A 15,469-nucleotide genomic window follows, 5' to 3' on the forward strand; every position below is an offset into this window, starting at 1 on the left:
CAATAATTTTTTATACTTTTGAATTTCTTAAATGAATCAAAATATGAAAAAATTAAATTTTCTTAAAGCGATTATAGATTTTGTTTGGATAATGGCGATGGTTACTATTCCAATTATTCTATTCTTAAGTGGTTATATTATTTTTGGATATGAATCTTTTGATCTTCCCATTAAAATCAATGGAAACGAATTGTTAGTTGTTGACTTAGAATCCAAAATTATTTTAGCTTGCTTTATGATTTCAAGCTTACTGATAATTTATTCTCTTTACCTGTTTAAAAAATTATTGCGATTATTTCAACTGAAGATCATTTTTGACTTGGAAGTAGTTCAATTGCTAAATAAAATTGGTTTGATCTTAATTTCTTCAGCTATAATTTCTGGAGTTTCAGGTTTTATTTTTAATTTCTTAAAGCGAAATATTTCGTTGAGTTTTGAGCTAAATTCAAATGTTTTATTATTTTCTTTGGGCTTGTTTTTTATAATATTAAGTGAAGTATTTATAATTGCAAAAAGCCTAAAAGAAGAAAACGACTTAACATTTTAATTATGCCAATTATCATAAACTTGGATGTAATGTTAGCCAAACGAAAAATGCGTTCTACGGAATTAGCAGAGAAACTTGGTATAACAACAGCGAATTTATCAATCATCAAAACAGGAAAGGCAAAAGCAATTCGATTAACTACATTGGAAGCTATTTGTGAAATTTTAGATTGCCAACCAGCAGATATTTTAGAATATGTAAAAGGAGAGGAGTAATTACTGATAAAATATACTAACTAAATCCACTTCAGTTAACGAATAATTATCCATAATAAACAATAAAGCCGACTAAATAATTTTAGTCGGCTTTATTATAAAATTTTGATCGTTATCTATTTGTGTAAGTTCCAATCATATTCCATGAAACTTATTTTAGCGTCTTCTGCAATTGTTGTATTTGAAAATCCGTTGATAAAAGATATAAGAGTATTAGCTCCCATAAAATCTGTAACGTTCCATTCAAAAATTTTAGAAAGTGAACACTTTTTAGCAGTTATATTGTTTTTTGTAATATCATTGATATAAACATTAGTTGCTACATTCAAATCATCCTCAATAGTTTCTGCAATGTACGCTGTATTTCTTAAAACAGGAGAAGAGATCGCTGTTGTGTATAATACAAAGTTAACTCTAGGATCATTAAGTGGTTTAAGAATCTCATTTGAGATATGATCTAGAGATATTTTTTCACCATCAAAAGAAATGAATTTCATTTGGAAAGGATCTCTAATGTAGTTTATGCTTTTCAACGGATAGTTTTCTGCGAAAAGTTTAACAACGTTAATGTTGTAAACGTTAATCCAGAATGTTTTAACTTCATTTTCTGTCCAGCTCTTGTTAGGAGAAATTTTAGAAAAATTTGAAGAGATCAAATTTATTTGGTCCATGTTTTTCAAAACCTTGTCGTAATCAACTACTCCTATCGGAGAAACGTGTTTCTTCAAGAAATCGTTACATAATTTGTAATCAATTGTCTGACTATTTGCTAAATAACTAACAAAAAATACAACTAGTAATAATTTTTTCATAATAATCTTCTTTATAAATTAATCGAAGTTCTTTTTTTAACTCCAAACGGGGCTGCAAAGATATATAAAATTTATTTTCCTATCAAGTATTTGTTAAAATTAGTTTTCAGCCAAACAATTCACTTACAACATCCTCAATCTTAGCTACTAAGATTACTTTAATTCCAGGATTTTTTACCGATATCTTATTATGCTTAGAAACCAAGATAGTGGTAAAGCCCAGTTTTTCAGCTTCTTGGATGCGTTGTTCAATACGGTTCACAGGTCGTATTTCGCCAGAAAGGCCCACTTCTCCTGCAAAACAAAATCCTTCAGGAATAGCAATATCTTCGTTCGAAGAAAGAATTGCGGCTACAACGGCTAGGTCTATCGCGGTGTCTTCTACAGAAATCCCACCTGTAATGTTTAAGAATACATCTTTGGTCCCTAATCTAAATCCGGCTCTTTTTTCTAACACAGCCAAAATCATATTTAATCGTTTGGCGTTGTATCCTGTTGTGCTACGTTGTGGTGTTCCATAAACAGCGCTACTAACTAAAGCTTGAATTTCTAACATCAATGGGCGCATTCCTTCTAAGGTAACAGCTATTGCAGTTCCAGAAAGTTGTTCGTCTTTGTGCGAAATTAATATTTCTGATGGATTATCAACTTCTCGCAATCCTGAACCTTGCATTTCATAAATTCCTAATTCAGCAGTAGATCCAAATCTATTTTTTAAGGAACGTAAAATTCTATACACGTGATTTCTGTCGCCTTCAAATTGTAAAACGGTGTCTACCATATGTTCCAAAATCTTTGGTCCGGCAATAGTTCCGTCTTTTGTAATATGTCCAATTAGTAAAACAGGTGTATTGGTTTCTTTGGCATATTTAATCAATTCTGCTGTGCATTCTCTAATCTGTGAAATACTTCCGGCAGAAGATTCAATATAATCTGTGTGCAATGTCTGAATTGAATCGATTATTACAATATCAGGTTCAATTTCTAGAATTTGTCTAAAAATATTTTGCGTTTTCGTTTCCGTTAGAATATAACAATTGTCTAAGCTTGAAGTAATACGCTCAGCGCGCATTTTAATCTGCTTCTGACTTTCTTCACCAGAAACGTATAATGTTTTATAGGGTAATTTTAATGCTATTTGTAATAAAAGCGTACTTTTTCCAATTCCAGGTTCTCCACCTAAAAGTATTAATGAACCTGGAACTATTCCACCACCTAGAACCCGATTTAGTTCATTATCTGTGGTATTCATTCGAACTTCTTGTGCAGTGTCAATTTCGCTAATTCGCAAAGGTTTTGTAGCCGCTTTTGTGGAAGTAGATGTAGTTTTCCAAGCTGCTTTCTCTTCTTTTTGAACCAATTCTTCTACTATCGTATTCCATTCTTTGCAGGCATTGCATTGTCCTTGCCATTTTGAATATTGGGTACCACATTTTTGACAAAAGAAAGCTGTTTTAACTTTACTCATTTGTGTTATTCTTGTTTAGAATTGTATTTATTCTGTTGGTGTGTCAGCCGGAGCTTCTTCAATAACATCTGCTGGTTTTTCATCTTTTCCTTTTAAAGCTTCTGCTCTGTTCATCATTAAATCTTTGGTTAATTCTCTGATAGCTTCTAGTGTGAATGATTTTTGGTATTCTTTTATCGCTTTTTTATAATTACCTGTTTTTTCAAAATACATTGCTTGGTGATAGGTTCCTAATGTAGTTTTTGGGTAAATTTTATTAGCATAATTAGACAAAGTCTGAAATTCGCCGTAAGCTTTGTTTTTCATAATTGCCGCTTCAATAGCTTTAAAATCACTTAATCTTGGTTTAATTTGTAAGCCTAATTTTGTGTTGATGTCATCGTATTTGTTAATTAAATAGTCGGTGTAACCTGATTCTAATTTTACGATTTTTGTTTGAAATTCTATCATTGAAATAGGTTGATAGCCATCGAAAATAAAATATAATGCGTTTGGAATAGCTTTTGCCACAAGTGAATAATGCGAAGCGCCTGCAAATGCATCGTTATGATATTTAAAACTCGGATTCTGAATAGCTTTAATATTAGTATCTAAAGCATCGGCGTTCTCGTTGATTTCTTGTAAATCAGCCTCGCCAGTTGCTTGATAGTAATAAAGAGGTTTCGTAATTTTAGCCAAGCGCGCTGCAACTCTTACTTCCATTTCTGGAGCCATTTCTGGAGCTAGTGAAATATAAGCGTTGAAAACCGGATTGTCTTTGTATAAATAGAAGTTTAAAAACCCTGCAGTTGTATCATGTCCAGCTATGATTCTAAAAGGTAATGTTCTGTATTTCGCTTCTATGTAAGGGTATAATTCGGCTCCTATAAATTCAAAAAAATCGGCACCAGAACCAGATGGTAAACCTGCTTCATCAAACTTACTGTCTGTGTAACGCATTTCTTCGTTTCCTTGGTTAATTGCGATAATGATCATTTCAGGTAAATCATCCCAATAGTTACCATACTTTATAACGCCTTCAAAAGGGTCTAGTAAATAGTCCCCGTCTAAGATTACCAAAGTAGGATATTTCTTGCCTGGATTCGACTCATATGATGGAGGAGTTACAACAGTAAATGTGCGTGTTCCAATTTTTTTTGTCTTAATCGACTCGGGTGATCGTTGCGCAAAAAGGCTTGTTGTAACTAATAAGATTAGTATAAATAATTTCGATTTCATCTTGAAATTGTTAGGTTAAAAAGAAGGGCAATTTACTAATTTATTTCTTATTCAAGAGTGGTAAAAATAAATAAGATAGTAAACCCAGGAAAATAGTCAAAAGTGTTTGTGATGTCCAAACTAACCAACCAAAGGCCGTTCCTACATCATCAGATATTCCAAAAAGAGAGAAAATTAATGCAATTGCTAACGGATAAGCACCTAAGCCACCATTTGTAAATCCGATGGCGAGTGTCCCAAAAATAAATCCCATAAGAACAACATCAAAGCTCATGTTTTCTGTTTCAGGTAAAGCATAAATAGTTACATAAAACATCAGTAGATAAGAAAACCAAATGAAAAAAGAATGAAATATGTAGCTCCATTTGTTTTTCATTTTCACAATGCTTTGCATGCCTTCAATTAAACCTGATAATTTCTGTTTTACTTTTAGTATTATTTTCCATTCGGCATAAATCCAAACTAAAACAAATAATACAAAGAGCACAAATCCTATAATTGTAAACCAGATTATAGTTTCAAATTGTATATTTTCATCTAGTAAAAATTGATAGAGTCGATCAAATTGAGATATAAATCCAACCGTTACAAAAAGTAAGAAAATAAGCATGTCAACTATTCTTTCGGCTACTATTGTTCCGAAACCTTTGTCAAAAGGTACGTTTTCGTATTTTTTGATTAAAGCTGCTCTTGTGATTTCGCCCGAACGAGGAATGGTTAAATTGACTAAATAGGAAACACAAACAGACATTAACGTATTGTGAAATTTAGTTTGATACCCTAAATGACGCAATGCAAATTGCCATCGGTAAGCTCGAGACCAATATCCGAAAAGCGCTATAAAAAGTGATAAGAAAACGAAAAGATAATCTGCTTTAAGGAAGCTAATTTTAATTTTTTCTATTTCGTCAGCAGTCAACGTCGTAAATTGATAATATATAATACCAATCCCAATTAGTAAGGGAATTGTAAGACTTAAGAATTTACGAAGAGACGCTTTCAAACTATGTTAAGGAGTTGTCTTTTTCATTTGGGAAAACCAAAGAAGGTTTGAAGGTTTTTGCTTCTTCAAAATCCATTAGCCCGTATGAAATGATAATGATGATATCGCCTCTATGTACTTTGCGCGCTGCAGGCCCGTTTAAAGTGATTTCGCCACTGTTTCTTGGTCCTTTGATCGCATAAGTTTCTAATCGTTCACCATTATTGATGTTTACGATTTGTACTTTTTCGCCCTCTAAAATATTAGAAGCTTCTAGTAAAGCTTCGTCAATAGTGATGCTTCCTATGTAATTCAAATCAGCACCTGTAACAGTTACTCTATGAATTTTTGATTTTACTACTTGAATTTGCATGGTGCAAAGTTAATTAATTTAGTGAAATATTGTCTATTAATCTAATATTCTCGATGAAAACGGCAACGAAACCACGATATTTCTTGTTTTCATCTTTATCCTCAGATGATAAAAGTGTTTCTTCATCTGCGATTTCAAAATATTCTAATTCGAATTCTGGATATTTTTTAAATGCTTCGGTTACAGTTTCGATTGTTTCTTTTATAGAATGGCTTTTAAAGTGGGTTTTTGCATCATTTAATATTGAAAAAATCAATGCGGACTTAGCTTTTCCTTCGGGCGAAAGCCTTTCATTTCTAGAGCTCATGGCTAAGCCACTGGTTTCTCTAAAAATGGCACAACCAATTACGGCTATAGGCATTTCGTACTTTGAAACTAATTTTTTTACAATCTGAAGTTGCTGAAAATCTTTTTCACCAAAGTAAGCTTTTGTTGGTTGGACGATTTCAAACAAACGTTTTACAATTGTTCCCACACCGTCAAAATGGCCAGGACGATGTTGTCCTTCCATTTGGTGTTCCAGTCCGTCATACTCAAAAGCTTGAGAAGTTGTGTTTCCTTCGTAGATATCTTCAACCGTTGGCGCATAAACGATTATGTTTTTGCTCACGGCGCTCATTTTTTCGACATCTTTCTCTAAAGTTCTTGGATATTTTTCCAAATCTTCGGAATTATTGAATTGCGTTGGATTCACGAAAATACTCATCACAGTAATATCGTTTTCCGCTAGCGATTTTTCAAGTAGTGACAAGTGTCCTTCGTGCAAAGCGCCCATTGTTGGTACAAATCCAATGGTTTTATTTTGGCTGATTAAAGGGCTTAGAAAAGCAGTCAAATTTGACTTTTTATTGAAAATAAGCATTTTTATAACGGTTAATTTGGGTGCAAACTTACTATTTTAGTGGTTAAATCCATAAAATTTCGTAAATTTGCAAGGTTTTTTACAAACAATAATTAACTAGAAACTTATGGAAGACAAGAGGATATTGTATGTATCATCTGAAGTGGTGCCTTATTTAGCTGAAAACGAAGTGTCGTTGCAATCGTATGAAATGCCGAAAATGATTAATGAATTAAAAGGTCAGATTCGGATTTTTATGCCTAGATATGGTAATATTAACGAGAGAAGACATCAATTACACGAAGTTATCCGTTTATCAGGAATGAATTTAGTGGTAAACGATATGGATATGCCTCTAATTATTAAAGTGGCTTCGATTCCTAAGGAAAGAATTCAAGTTTATTTTATTGATAACGATGAATATTTTAAACGTAAAGCTACTTTTTCTGATGAAGAAGGTGTGATGTATCCAGATAATGACGAAAGAGCAATTTTCTTTGCAAAAGGAGTTGTTGAAACCGTTAAAAAGTTGAACTGGGTTCCAGATGTTATTCATGTTCATGGATGGATGGCTGCTTTGTTGCCTGTATATTTGAAACAGTACTACAAAGACGAAGGTATTTTTGCAGAAACAAAAATTATTTCTTCGGTTTATGAACAAGGTTTTGATGGAGAATTGGATTCAGGATTATTGGATAAAATTTTATTTGATAACATTGATAAAAGTGCAATAGATGTAATTGAAAAGCCAACTTACGAAAACATAATGAAGCTTTCAATTATGCATTCAGATGCTATCGTTGTTGGTTCTGAAGCGCTTTCTCCAACTTTAACAAAATTTATAGAAAGTTCAAACAAACCTTTTTTACCTTTCGCACCGAAAGAAACTATCAAAGAAGCTTACACTTCGTTTATTAAAAATCACGTATTATAAAAAGGGTTATATTGTTATGAAAAGAAACTTTTTAAAGATAACAGTAGCGTTAGCTATTGTATTTACAACACTGTCTTGTGATAAAGATTATAATTCTGTAGGATCTGATATTGTCGGAGACGATCATTTTGATCTTGAAAAATATGAAGTTGAAAACCTTATTGCTTATTCAAAAGCAACAGGAGCAGTTCAATCTAATAATTTGCCAATAAATTCTTTGGGTGTTTACGAAAATCCAGCTTTAGGAACTACTACAGCTAGTTTTGTTACCCAACTTCAGCTGGCACGCAACTATGAGCGTCCGGAAACAATAATTGGAACTAATATTACAATGAAATCTACGGATTCTGTGTATTTGTATATTCCTTATTTTTCGCAAAATACGCGTGTAATTGACGAGAATACGAAGCTTAATGTTTTTAAGTTGGAATCCATTTACGGAAGTTCAGCTACTGCGTTTGATTTAAAGATTTACGAAAACGGTTATTATTTAGGTGATTTCGGTCCTTCTGACGATTTTATTAATGGTCAAAAACATTATTCTGATGAGTCAGCCAAGTTTGACAATAATATAGGGAGTCAGCTCAATACAAGTTCTGATCCAACCCAAAACACTGCATTTAAGTTTAGTGATAAAGAGATTGCTTTATACAAGTCAAAGTTGAAAGATGATGGAACTTATGTTTTTGTTGATAAAGCTGGAGTGGAATTAACTAATCAATTCGAGCCTTCTTTAAGAGTTATTAAAGAAAGAATGGATCCGGGAATGTGGATTGCTTTAGATAAGAATGTTATAAAAAGCAGGATTTTAGATGGGTCTTTAAACGGAAAATTATACAATAATAATGTATTTAAAGAGTACTTTAAAGGTTTGTACTTTAAAGCGCAACAAACTGCTGGCGGTTCTGGAGCTATGGCTATGTTAGATTTTTCTAAAGGTTACGTTGTTGTACAGTATCATTCTGATATTGCAACGACGGATAGTGAAAATGTTGTGACGATAAAAAACGAAAAACGAACTTTAAAATTGAACTTTAAAGGAAATACAGTCAATTTAATTGATCATCTAAAAAGTTCAACCTATCAAGTTGCTGTAGATGCTTCTAATAGTGTTCTTGGAGAAGAAAAATTATGGATAAAAGGTAATGATGGTTCTGTTGCTTTTATCGATTTATTTGGAGTGGATGAAAAAGAAATTAATAGTGATGACATTTTAGTTGATGTTGTTGGTGGTAATGGTGTGCCAGATGAGTTAGATGAGTTACGATTGGCTACCAAATTAAACAAATGGTTAGTGAATGATGCGTTCTTAACTTTTTATGTTGACAAGACGTCAATGAGTAATACGTCAATTTCTGAGCCAAGAAGAATTCTGCTTTTTGATGCTACTAATAACAGACCTATTTTAGATTATGTTATTGATATGAGTACAGCGCAAGATCCAAAAAACAACAAAGTTAATTTTGGTGGTATAGTAGAAGTAGAGAATGTAGATAACGGGAGAGCTGTTAAATATCAAATAAGAATTGCTAACCATATTAGAAATCTAATTAAAGGTACTGATTTGGTTGCTAGTAAAAATATTAGATTAGGACTGTGCGTTACTGAAAATATTAATATTGCAGGCAATGTTTCTTTAAAGACTCCAATCTCAATCAGCACTGATGTGGTTAAGTATATTCCGGTAGGTAATGTATTGAATCCGTTAGGGACTGTTTTATATGGTAACAACGTTGCGCCAGCAAATGAAGATAAAAAATTAAAATTACAAATATTTTTTACTAAACCTAACTAATATTATATGTGTGGAATTGTAGGTTATATAGGTCATAGAGATGCTTATCCTTTAATTATTAAGGGATTACATCGTCTAGAGTATAGAGGTTATGATAGTGCGGGAATCGTTTTATATGACGGTAACGATTTAAAATTATCTAAGACTAAAGGAAAGGTTTCTGATTTAGAACTGAGAGCTGAAAGTGATAAAAACACTTTTGGAAATGTTGGAATGGGTCATACGCGTTGGGCAACTCATGGAGTTCCTAATGATGTAAATTCACATCCTCATTTTTCAAACTCAGGAAAATTAGTAATTATCCATAATGGAATCATTGAAAATTATGAGCCATTAAAACAAGAGTTGATTAAGAGAGGTTATATTTTTAAATCTGACACAGATACAGAAGTTTTAATTAACTTAATTGAAGAAGTTAAGAAAAATGAAAACTGTAAATTAGGAAAAGCAGTGCAAATTGCATTAAACCAAGTTGTAGGTGCTTACGCTATTGCAGTAATTGATGTAGATAAGCCAGATGAAATTGTGGCGGCTCGTTTAGGAAGTCCGTTGGCAATTGGAATTGGAGAAAATGAATTTTTCATTGCTTCTGATGCTACACCTTTTATCGAATATACTTCAAATGCTATTTATTTAGAAGATGAAGAAATGGCAATCGTGCGTTTGCATAAGCCTTTAAAAATTAGAAAAATTAAAGATGATTCATTGGTAAATCCTTACATTCAAGAACTTCAAATGAACTTGGAGCAAATTGAAAAAGGAGGCTATGATCATTTCATGTTGAAAGAAATCTATGAACAGCCAAGTGTAATCAAAGATACTTACAGAGGAAGGCTCTTGGCAAATCAAGGGATCGTTCGTATGGCAGGTGTAGAAGATAATTTGGAAAAGTTTACAAACGCAAAACGAATCCTTATCATAGCATGTGGTACTTCGTGGCACGCAGGATTAGTAGCAGAGTATATCATTGAAGAATTTGCAAGAATTCCAGTTGAAGTAGAATATGCATCAGAATTTAGATATAGAAACCCTATTGTTTATAAGGACGATGTTGTTATTGCAATTTCACAATCAGGTGAAACAGCAGATACTTTAGCGGCTATTAAATTAGCTAAAGAAAAAGGTGCATTTGTATTCGGTGTTTGTAACGTCGTTGGCTCTTCTATTTCTCGTGAAACTCATGCAGGAGCTTATACTCACGCTGGTCCAGAAATCGGAGTAGCTTCTACAAAAGCATTTACTACTCAAATTACGGTGTTGACTATGTTGGCATTGCGTTTGGCAAAAGTAAAAGGAACAATGTCTACTTCAGAGCACCAGCGTTATTTGTTGGAATTAGAATTAATGCCAGAAAAAGTAGAAGAAGCTTTAGCTTCAAATGAAGTAACAAAACAAATTGCAGCAATTTATAAAGATGCTCCAAATTGTCTTTATTTAGGGAGAGGTTATAATTTCCCAGTAGCTTTAGAAGGTGCTTTAAAATTAAAAGAAATTTCATATATCCATGCAGAAGGATATCCAGCAGCAGAAATGAAGCACGGGCCAATTGCATTGATAGATGAATCTATGCCAGTTATTGTAATTGCTCCTAATAACGGACATTATGATAAAGTGGTAAGTAATATTCAAGAAATCAAAGCGCGTAGCGGAAAAATCATTGCTGTAGTTACTAAAGGTGATACACAAGTAAGAGCCTTAGCTGATCACGTAATTGAAATTCCTGAAACAAGTGAGCCGTTTACTCCGTTGTTAACTACAATTCCTTTGCAATTATTATCATACCATATTGCAGTTATGAGAGGATGTAATGTAGACCAACCTAGGAATTTAGCAAAATCGGTAACGGTAGAATAACATATTTAAAGCGAAATCGAAAGGTTTCGCTTTTTTATTATCAAAATTCGAAAAATTAATTGTGAAATTGTTTTAATAAAAACTATCTTTGCACTTTGAAGAATACATCATTTTTTGAACATTAATTAGCTATTAAATAAATACATAAGCAATGTCTAGAATCACAGGAAAAGTTGCACAAATTATCGGGCCAGTTGTTGACGTCGTTTTTAATGACTCAAATAACGTATTACCTAAAATTTACGATTCATTAGAAATCATCAAAAAAGACGGTACATTATTAGTACTTGAAGTTCAATCTCACATCGGTGAAAACACGGTACGTACCATTTCAATGGACTCTACAGACGGTTTAGCTAGAGGTGTTGAAGTTGTGGCTACTGGAGCACAAATTCATATGCCAGTTGGAGATGCAGTTTTTGGTCGTTTGTTTAATGTTATTGGTGATGCAATTGATGGTTTAGGAGATTTACCTAAAACAGGTGCTAATGGTTTACCAATCCATAGATCAGCTCCAAAATTTGAAGACTTATCAACTTCTACTGAAGTTTTATTTACAGGTATTAAAGTAATCGACCTTATTGAGCCTTACGCAAAAGGAGGGAAAATTGGATTATTTGGTGGTGCTGGAGTAGGTAAAACAGTATTAATTCAGGAGTTGATTAATAATATCGCAAAAGGTCACGGTGGACTTTCTGTATTCGCAGGAGTAGGAGAAAGAACACGTGAAGGAAATGACCTTTTAAGAGAAATGTTAGAATCAGGAATTATCAAATATGGTGACGATTTCATGCACTCTATGGAAAATGGAGGATGGGATTTATCTGTAGTAGATAAAGAATTAATGAAAGATTCTAAAGCAACATTCGTATTCGGACAAATGAATGAGCCACCTGGAGCACGTGCACGTGTTGCATTATCTGGTTTAACAATTGCTGAATATTTCCGTGATGGAGCAGGAGACGGACAAGGAAAAGACGTTCTTTTCTTCGTTGACAACATCTTCCGTTTTACACAAGCAGGTTCTGAAGTATCTGCACTTTTAGGTCGTATGCCATCTGCGGTAGGTTACCAACCTACATTAGCAACTGAGATGGGAGCGATGCAAGAGCGTATTACTTCTACAAAAACAGGTTCTATTACTTCGGTTCAAGCGGTTTACGTTCCTGCCGATGACTTAACTGACCCTGCACCAGCAACAACCTTTGCTCACTTAGATGCTACAACTGTATTGTCTCGTAAAATTGCTGAGTTAGGAATTTATCCTGCAGTAGATCCATTAGATTCTACTTCTCGTATCTTAACACCAGAAATCTTAGGAGCAGAACACTACGATTGTGCACAAAGAGTAAAAGAGATCTTACAGAAATACAAACAATTACAAGATATTATCGCGATTTTAGGTATGGAAGAATTGTCTGAAGAAGACAAATTAGCTGTATCAAGAGCACGTCGTGTACAACGTTTCTTATCACAACCTTTCCACGTAGCTGAACAGTTTACAGGATTAAAAGGAGTTTTAGTTGATATTAAAGATACTATCAAAGGATTTAATATGATTATGGACGGTGAATTAGATCACTTACCAGAAGCAGCATTTAACCTTAAAGGTACTATCGAAGAAGCAATCGAAGCAGGACAAAAAATGTTAGCTGAAGCATAATCTAGTATTCAGTATTCAGTCGCAGTGTTCAGAACTGAGACCGTAAACTGAAACTGTAAACTAATTAAAAGTATGATTTTAGAAATAGTATCACCAGAAGCTACATTATTCAAAGGAGAAGTTACCTCAGTAATTGTTCCGGGTATAAATGGTGAGTTTCAAATGCTAAATAATCACGCGGCTATTGTTTCATTATTAACAAAAGGAAACGTGAAAATCACTGCTCAAAACATTAAAATTGATAAAGATTTTCTTCCTCAATTCACTAAAGTAAACGAGCAAACCTATTGGTTACCTGTAAATTCAGGAACAATAGAAATGAATGAAAATAAAGTTATTATTTTAGCCGACTAAAGTAATACAACTTCATAAAAAAAGCCAAGCAGTAATGTTTGGCTTTTTTGTTTAGGAGCTATTTCCAGCTGTCCACTATATCTTTTTTCAAACCTACCAGGTTTTTGCAACCTGTTAGGTTTAAAAAAAGGATGCCGTTCACATCTGGGCTAGGGCAGTAAGCTTATATAAAAATTATTCTTTTATATATTCCAAAATATCGCCGGGCTGACAATCTAAAGCTTCACATATTGCTTCTAAGGTAGAAAACCGAATTGCCTTTGCTTTGCCTGTTTTTAAGATAGATAAATTAGCCAAAGTAATGCCTACTTTTTCCGCTAATTCATTACTTCTTATTTTTCGTTTGGCTAGCATAACGTCCAAATTTATAATGATAGCCATGGTTAAATTGTTAATTCGTTTTCTTCTTGATATCCTCTGCCTAATTGCACAATATCACTTATAGCATAGATAAATAACCCTAAAATTATTACTAGAAAGTAAAAAGCTAGACTAATTGCGGAAACTTCCTTACTTGTTGTGGAGTAATTTAATGTAATTAGGAGGGTATGAGTTATCGAAGAAACTATTAGAAGCAGGGCGCTTTTGTTAAAGTAGAAGTTGCTTTTGTTAGTAAAGGAGTTTTGTTTTTTAATTATTGTAAAGCCCAGATGTGCGTAATACAAACCGATATAAAATAAAATATTAGCTACAATAGAAAGCCAAAACTGAAAATTAGTTGGTGAATAGTTGCTGTGCGAAAAATACTTCGTTCCTATATTGCCAACCATTCCTGCAATTGAGATAACAATCAAAACCAACAAAAACCTTCTTAGTAAATTTAATTTTTTCATTATTTTATTTTTTTTTATTTCTACAAATATATAATATTTATCGATTAACAATAAATATTTATTCATAAATAATAAAATTAAATATTATGCAGTACTAAATCGTATGCTTCTTTCAATTTTTGCACCACAATTTCAATTTCGTCTTTGTTCAAATGTCCAAATCCAAAACGAATCGCACAAGTATTCTTGTCTTGGTACAAAATAGTTTTTGGAAGAAAAAGATCCAGTTGTTCGGCTTGTTTCGCCAATTCAACTAAAGATATTTTCGGACTAAATCCAATCCAAAGTGCCAATCCACCGCTCGCTTTATTGAATTGTATTTTGTCTTTGAGGTTTTGCGTTAAACATTCACACAAAAAATCACGTCTTTGTTTGTAAATGATTCCGTTTTTCTTCAACAAACGATGCATTTCACCTTCATAAATTAATTCGGAAAGCATTTGTTCCTGAATCAAGTCGCCTTGTCGATCTAGCATTTGAAGGTAATTTTTTGCTTCCGAAATCAGATTTTCAGGAGCCACTACAAATCCGGTTTGGAAACTTGGAAATAAAGATTGGCCTAATTTTCCTAAATAAATCACCAATCCATTCGCATCCGAAATCGCCATTGGCAACATAGCCGAACCTTCGAACTGAAAATCATAATCAAAATCATCTTCAATTATCGCAAATTGAAAAGCTTTGGCAAGTTGTAGCAATTCCAATCGTCGTTCAGCACTTAATGTTGTAGTAGTTGGATAATCTCTATTCGAACAAACATAAACACAGCTAATACTTCCTTTCGTAAAGTTCTTTCTAATAAATTCTACATCTAAACCTTGTTCATCAACTGGAATCGTTTTAATTTGAGCACCTGATTGCTGAAAAATCATATTTGAAGCATAATGGCTCAAATTTCCAACCAACACCAAATCATTCGGACGAAGTAAAACTTGCGAAATAATGTACAAACTCATTTCCGTACTTCTCGTACTAATTAAATTATTCGGCTGAATATGAAAACCTCGCGTAGCATTCAAATAATTACACAACTGATTTTCAAAAACGGAATGCGTATTTTTTGCAGTTGGTTTCCATTTAGAAATTAAAGTTTTTCGTTTCATCGAAGCACCATACCATTTCGAAAATTCATGAATAGGATGCAATCTCAAATCGGGTTGGCCGTCATTTATCACATATTTAGCTTCCGAAAACTCATTGGTAGAAGCCAAATGAAAAGAAGTCTGAAATGGAAATCCGGTAGTTTTAGCATAAGTATTAATTTCTCCAATCGGGTTGGATGTTGCTTTTATGGTAGCGGTTTTCTGTTCGGGAAGCAATATAAATGTTCCTTTATTCGGTAAAATTTCAACCCAACCTTGCGACGCCAATTCATCATAAACCGCAACAGCAGTATTTCTGTGGATTTTCAACAACTGACCAAATACTCGAGTTCCGGGCAAAGCGGTGCTTTTCCTCAAATAGCCACGTTGAATAGCATTGATGATTTGTTGGGAAATTTGTATGTAAACCGCTGTAGCACTTGATTTTTCAAAGCGAATTAGCTCTTTTAGTAACGAATTAACCGGACTATCTGTCAT

16 protein-coding genes are annotated in these 15,469 nt (G+C 33.2%); 7 read left to right on the forward strand and 9 right to left on the reverse strand.

What is annotated here, in order from left to right; translation table 11 throughout:
• Window positions 1–43: 43 nt before the first annotated feature.
• Together ACFSX9_RS08455 and ACFSX9_RS08460 are read left to right on the forward strand one after the other, a co-directional pair.
• Window positions 44–547 carry a DUF2975 domain-containing protein gene (locus tag ACFSX9_RS08455; protein WP_379806599.1) on the forward strand — a complete coding sequence of 168 codons (504 nt, stop codon included), beginning with the start codon at window positions 44–46 and terminating at the stop codon, window positions 545–547.
• 2 nt (window positions 548–549) lie between these two features.
• Window positions 550–762 (forward strand): helix-turn-helix domain-containing protein, encoded by a 213-nt coding sequence (locus tag ACFSX9_RS08460; RefSeq protein WP_379806601.1) that lies wholly within the window; start codon window positions 550–552, stop codon window positions 760–762.
• Between the two features lie 116 nt (window positions 763–878).
• Here the strand turns inward: ACFSX9_RS08460 and ACFSX9_RS08465 are convergent, their stop codons facing one another.
• The 6 genes from ACFSX9_RS08465 to panC all read right to left on the reverse strand — a co-directional run bounded on the left by ACFSX9_RS08465 (window position 879) and on the right by panC (window position 6,477).
• Window positions 879–1,574, reverse strand: coding sequence for a DUF547 domain-containing protein (locus ACFSX9_RS08465; RefSeq protein WP_379806603.1), 696 nt, complete (start codon window positions 1,572–1,574; stop codon window positions 879–881).
• 106 nt (window positions 1,575–1,680) lie between these two features.
• Window positions 1,681–3,042 carry a DNA repair protein RadA gene (gene radA, locus ACFSX9_RS08470; protein ID WP_379806605.1) on the reverse strand — a complete coding sequence of 454 codons (1,362 nt, stop codon included), beginning with the start codon at window positions 3,040–3,042 and terminating at the stop codon, window positions 1,681–1,683.
• 27 nt (window positions 3,043–3,069) lie between these two features.
• Window positions 3,070–4,260, reverse strand: coding sequence for an alpha/beta hydrolase (locus tag ACFSX9_RS08475; protein WP_379806607.1), 1,191 nt, complete (start codon window positions 4,258–4,260; stop codon window positions 3,070–3,072).
• Between the two features lie 40 nt (window positions 4,261–4,300).
• Window positions 4,301–5,263, reverse strand: coding sequence for a lysylphosphatidylglycerol synthase transmembrane domain-containing protein (locus ACFSX9_RS08480; RefSeq protein ID WP_379806609.1), 963 nt, complete (start codon window positions 5,261–5,263; stop codon window positions 4,301–4,303).
• Window position 5,264: 1 nt separating this feature from the next.
• Complete coding sequence (gene panD, locus ACFSX9_RS08485; RefSeq protein ID WP_379806611.1) at window positions 5,265–5,615, reverse strand: aspartate 1-decarboxylase; 351 nt, start codon at window positions 5,613–5,615, stop codon at window positions 5,265–5,267.
• A 13-nt stretch (window positions 5,616–5,628) separates the two neighbouring features.
• Window positions 5,629–6,477, reverse strand: coding sequence for a pantoate--beta-alanine ligase (gene panC / locus ACFSX9_RS08490; protein WP_379806613.1), 849 nt, complete (start codon window positions 6,475–6,477; stop codon window positions 5,629–5,631).
• A 106-nt stretch (window positions 6,478–6,583) separates the two neighbouring features.
• Between panC and ACFSX9_RS08495 the strand changes: the two genes are divergently transcribed.
• The 5 genes from ACFSX9_RS08495 to ACFSX9_RS08515 all read left to right on the forward strand — a co-directional run bounded on the left by ACFSX9_RS08495 (window position 6,584) and on the right by ACFSX9_RS08515 (window position 13,056).
• On the forward strand, window positions 6,584–7,390 hold the full coding sequence (locus tag ACFSX9_RS08495; protein WP_379806615.1) for a glycogen/starch synthase: 807 nt from the start codon (window positions 6,584–6,586) through the stop codon (window positions 7,388–7,390).
• A gap of 16 nt (window positions 7,391–7,406) precedes the next feature.
• A complete protein-coding gene (locus ACFSX9_RS08500; RefSeq protein WP_379806617.1) occupies window positions 7,407–9,185 on the forward strand; it encodes a DUF4270 domain-containing protein in 1,779 nt (592 codons plus the stop codon).
• Between the two features lie 6 nt (window positions 9,186–9,191).
• Window positions 9,192–11,039, forward strand: a complete 1,848-nt coding sequence (glmS, locus tag ACFSX9_RS08505) for a glutamine--fructose-6-phosphate transaminase (isomerizing) (RefSeq protein ID WP_379806619.1) — start codon at window positions 9,192–9,194, stop codon at window positions 11,037–11,039.
• Window positions 11,040–11,190: 151 nt separating this feature from the next.
• Window positions 11,191–12,702, forward strand: coding sequence for a F0F1 ATP synthase subunit beta (gene atpD / locus ACFSX9_RS08510; protein ID WP_379806621.1), 1,512 nt, complete (start codon window positions 11,191–11,193; stop codon window positions 12,700–12,702).
• 72 nt (window positions 12,703–12,774) lie between these two features.
• A complete protein-coding gene (locus ACFSX9_RS08515; protein WP_379806623.1) occupies window positions 12,775–13,056 on the forward strand; it encodes a F0F1 ATP synthase subunit epsilon in 282 nt (93 codons plus the stop codon).
• 174 nt (window positions 13,057–13,230) lie between these two features.
• Here the strand turns inward: ACFSX9_RS08515 and ACFSX9_RS08520 are convergent, their stop codons facing one another.
• The 3 genes from ACFSX9_RS08520 to ACFSX9_RS08530 form a co-directional block, all read right to left on the reverse strand.
• On the reverse strand, window positions 13,231–13,437 hold the full coding sequence (locus ACFSX9_RS08520) for a helix-turn-helix domain-containing protein (RefSeq protein WP_379806625.1): 207 nt from the start codon (window positions 13,435–13,437) through the stop codon (window positions 13,231–13,233).
• Window positions 13,438–13,439: 2 nt separating this feature from the next.
• Window positions 13,440–13,889, reverse strand: a complete 450-nt coding sequence (locus ACFSX9_RS08525) for a DUF2975 domain-containing protein (RefSeq protein WP_379806627.1) — start codon at window positions 13,887–13,889, stop codon at window positions 13,440–13,442.
• Window positions 13,890–13,966: 77 nt separating this feature from the next.
• The gene (locus ACFSX9_RS08530; RefSeq protein ID WP_379806629.1) at window positions 13,967–15,469 is read right to left on the reverse strand and encodes an aminotransferase-like domain-containing protein; all 1,503 of its coding nucleotides are present in this window, start codon (window positions 15,467–15,469) and stop codon (window positions 13,967–13,969) included.

Source organism: Flavobacterium ardleyense, from assembly GCF_042686085.1.
GTDB lineage: Bacteria > Bacteroidota > Bacteroidia > Flavobacteriales > Flavobacteriaceae > Flavobacterium > Flavobacterium ardleyense.

Bases quoted from the DNA above. Each gene is read 5' to 3' on its own strand.
- ACFSX9_RS08455 (WP_379806599.1), top strand. From the start codon at position 44: ATGAAAAAATTAAATTTTCTTAAAGCGATTATAGATTTTGTTTGGATA.
- ACFSX9_RS08460 (WP_379806601.1), top strand. From the start codon at position 550: ATGCCAATTATCATAAACTTGGATGTAATGTTAGCCAAACGAAAAATG.
- ACFSX9_RS08465 (WP_379806603.1), bottom strand. From the start codon at position 1,574: ATGAAAAAATTATTACTAGTTGTATTTTTTGTTAGTTATTTAGCAAAT.
- radA (WP_379806605.1), bottom strand. From the start codon at position 3,042: ATGAGTAAAGTTAAAACAGCTTTCTTTTGTCAAAAATGTGGTACCCAA.
- ACFSX9_RS08475 (WP_379806607.1), bottom strand. From the start codon at position 4,260: ATGAAATCGAAATTATTTATACTAATCTTATTAGTTACAACAAGCCTT.
- panD (WP_379806611.1), bottom strand. From the start codon at position 5,615: ATGCAAATTCAAGTAGTAAAATCAAAAATTCATAGAGTAACTGTTACA.
- panC (WP_379806613.1), bottom strand. From the start codon at position 6,477: ATGCTTATTTTCAATAAAAAGTCAAATTTGACTGCTTTTCTAAGCCCT.
- ACFSX9_RS08495 (WP_379806615.1), top strand. From the start codon at position 6,584: ATGGAAGACAAGAGGATATTGTATGTATCATCTGAAGTGGTGCCTTAT.
- ACFSX9_RS08500 (WP_379806617.1), top strand. From the start codon at position 7,407: ATGAAAAGAAACTTTTTAAAGATAACAGTAGCGTTAGCTATTGTATTT.
- glmS (WP_379806619.1), top strand. From the start codon at position 9,192: ATGTGTGGAATTGTAGGTTATATAGGTCATAGAGATGCTTATCCTTTA.
- atpD (WP_379806621.1), top strand. From the start codon at position 11,191: ATGTCTAGAATCACAGGAAAAGTTGCACAAATTATCGGGCCAGTTGTT.
- ACFSX9_RS08515 (WP_379806623.1), top strand. From the start codon at position 12,775: ATGATTTTAGAAATAGTATCACCAGAAGCTACATTATTCAAAGGAGAA.
- ACFSX9_RS08520 (WP_379806625.1), bottom strand. From the start codon at position 13,437: ATGGCTATCATTATAAATTTGGACGTTATGCTAGCCAAACGAAAAATA.
- ACFSX9_RS08525 (WP_379806627.1), bottom strand. From the start codon at position 13,889: ATGAAAAAATTAAATTTACTAAGAAGGTTTTTGTTGGTTTTGATTGTT.
- ACFSX9_RS08530 (WP_379806629.1), bottom strand. From the start codon at position 15,469: ATGACAGATAGTCCGGTTAATTCGTTACTAAAAGAGCTAATTCGCTTT.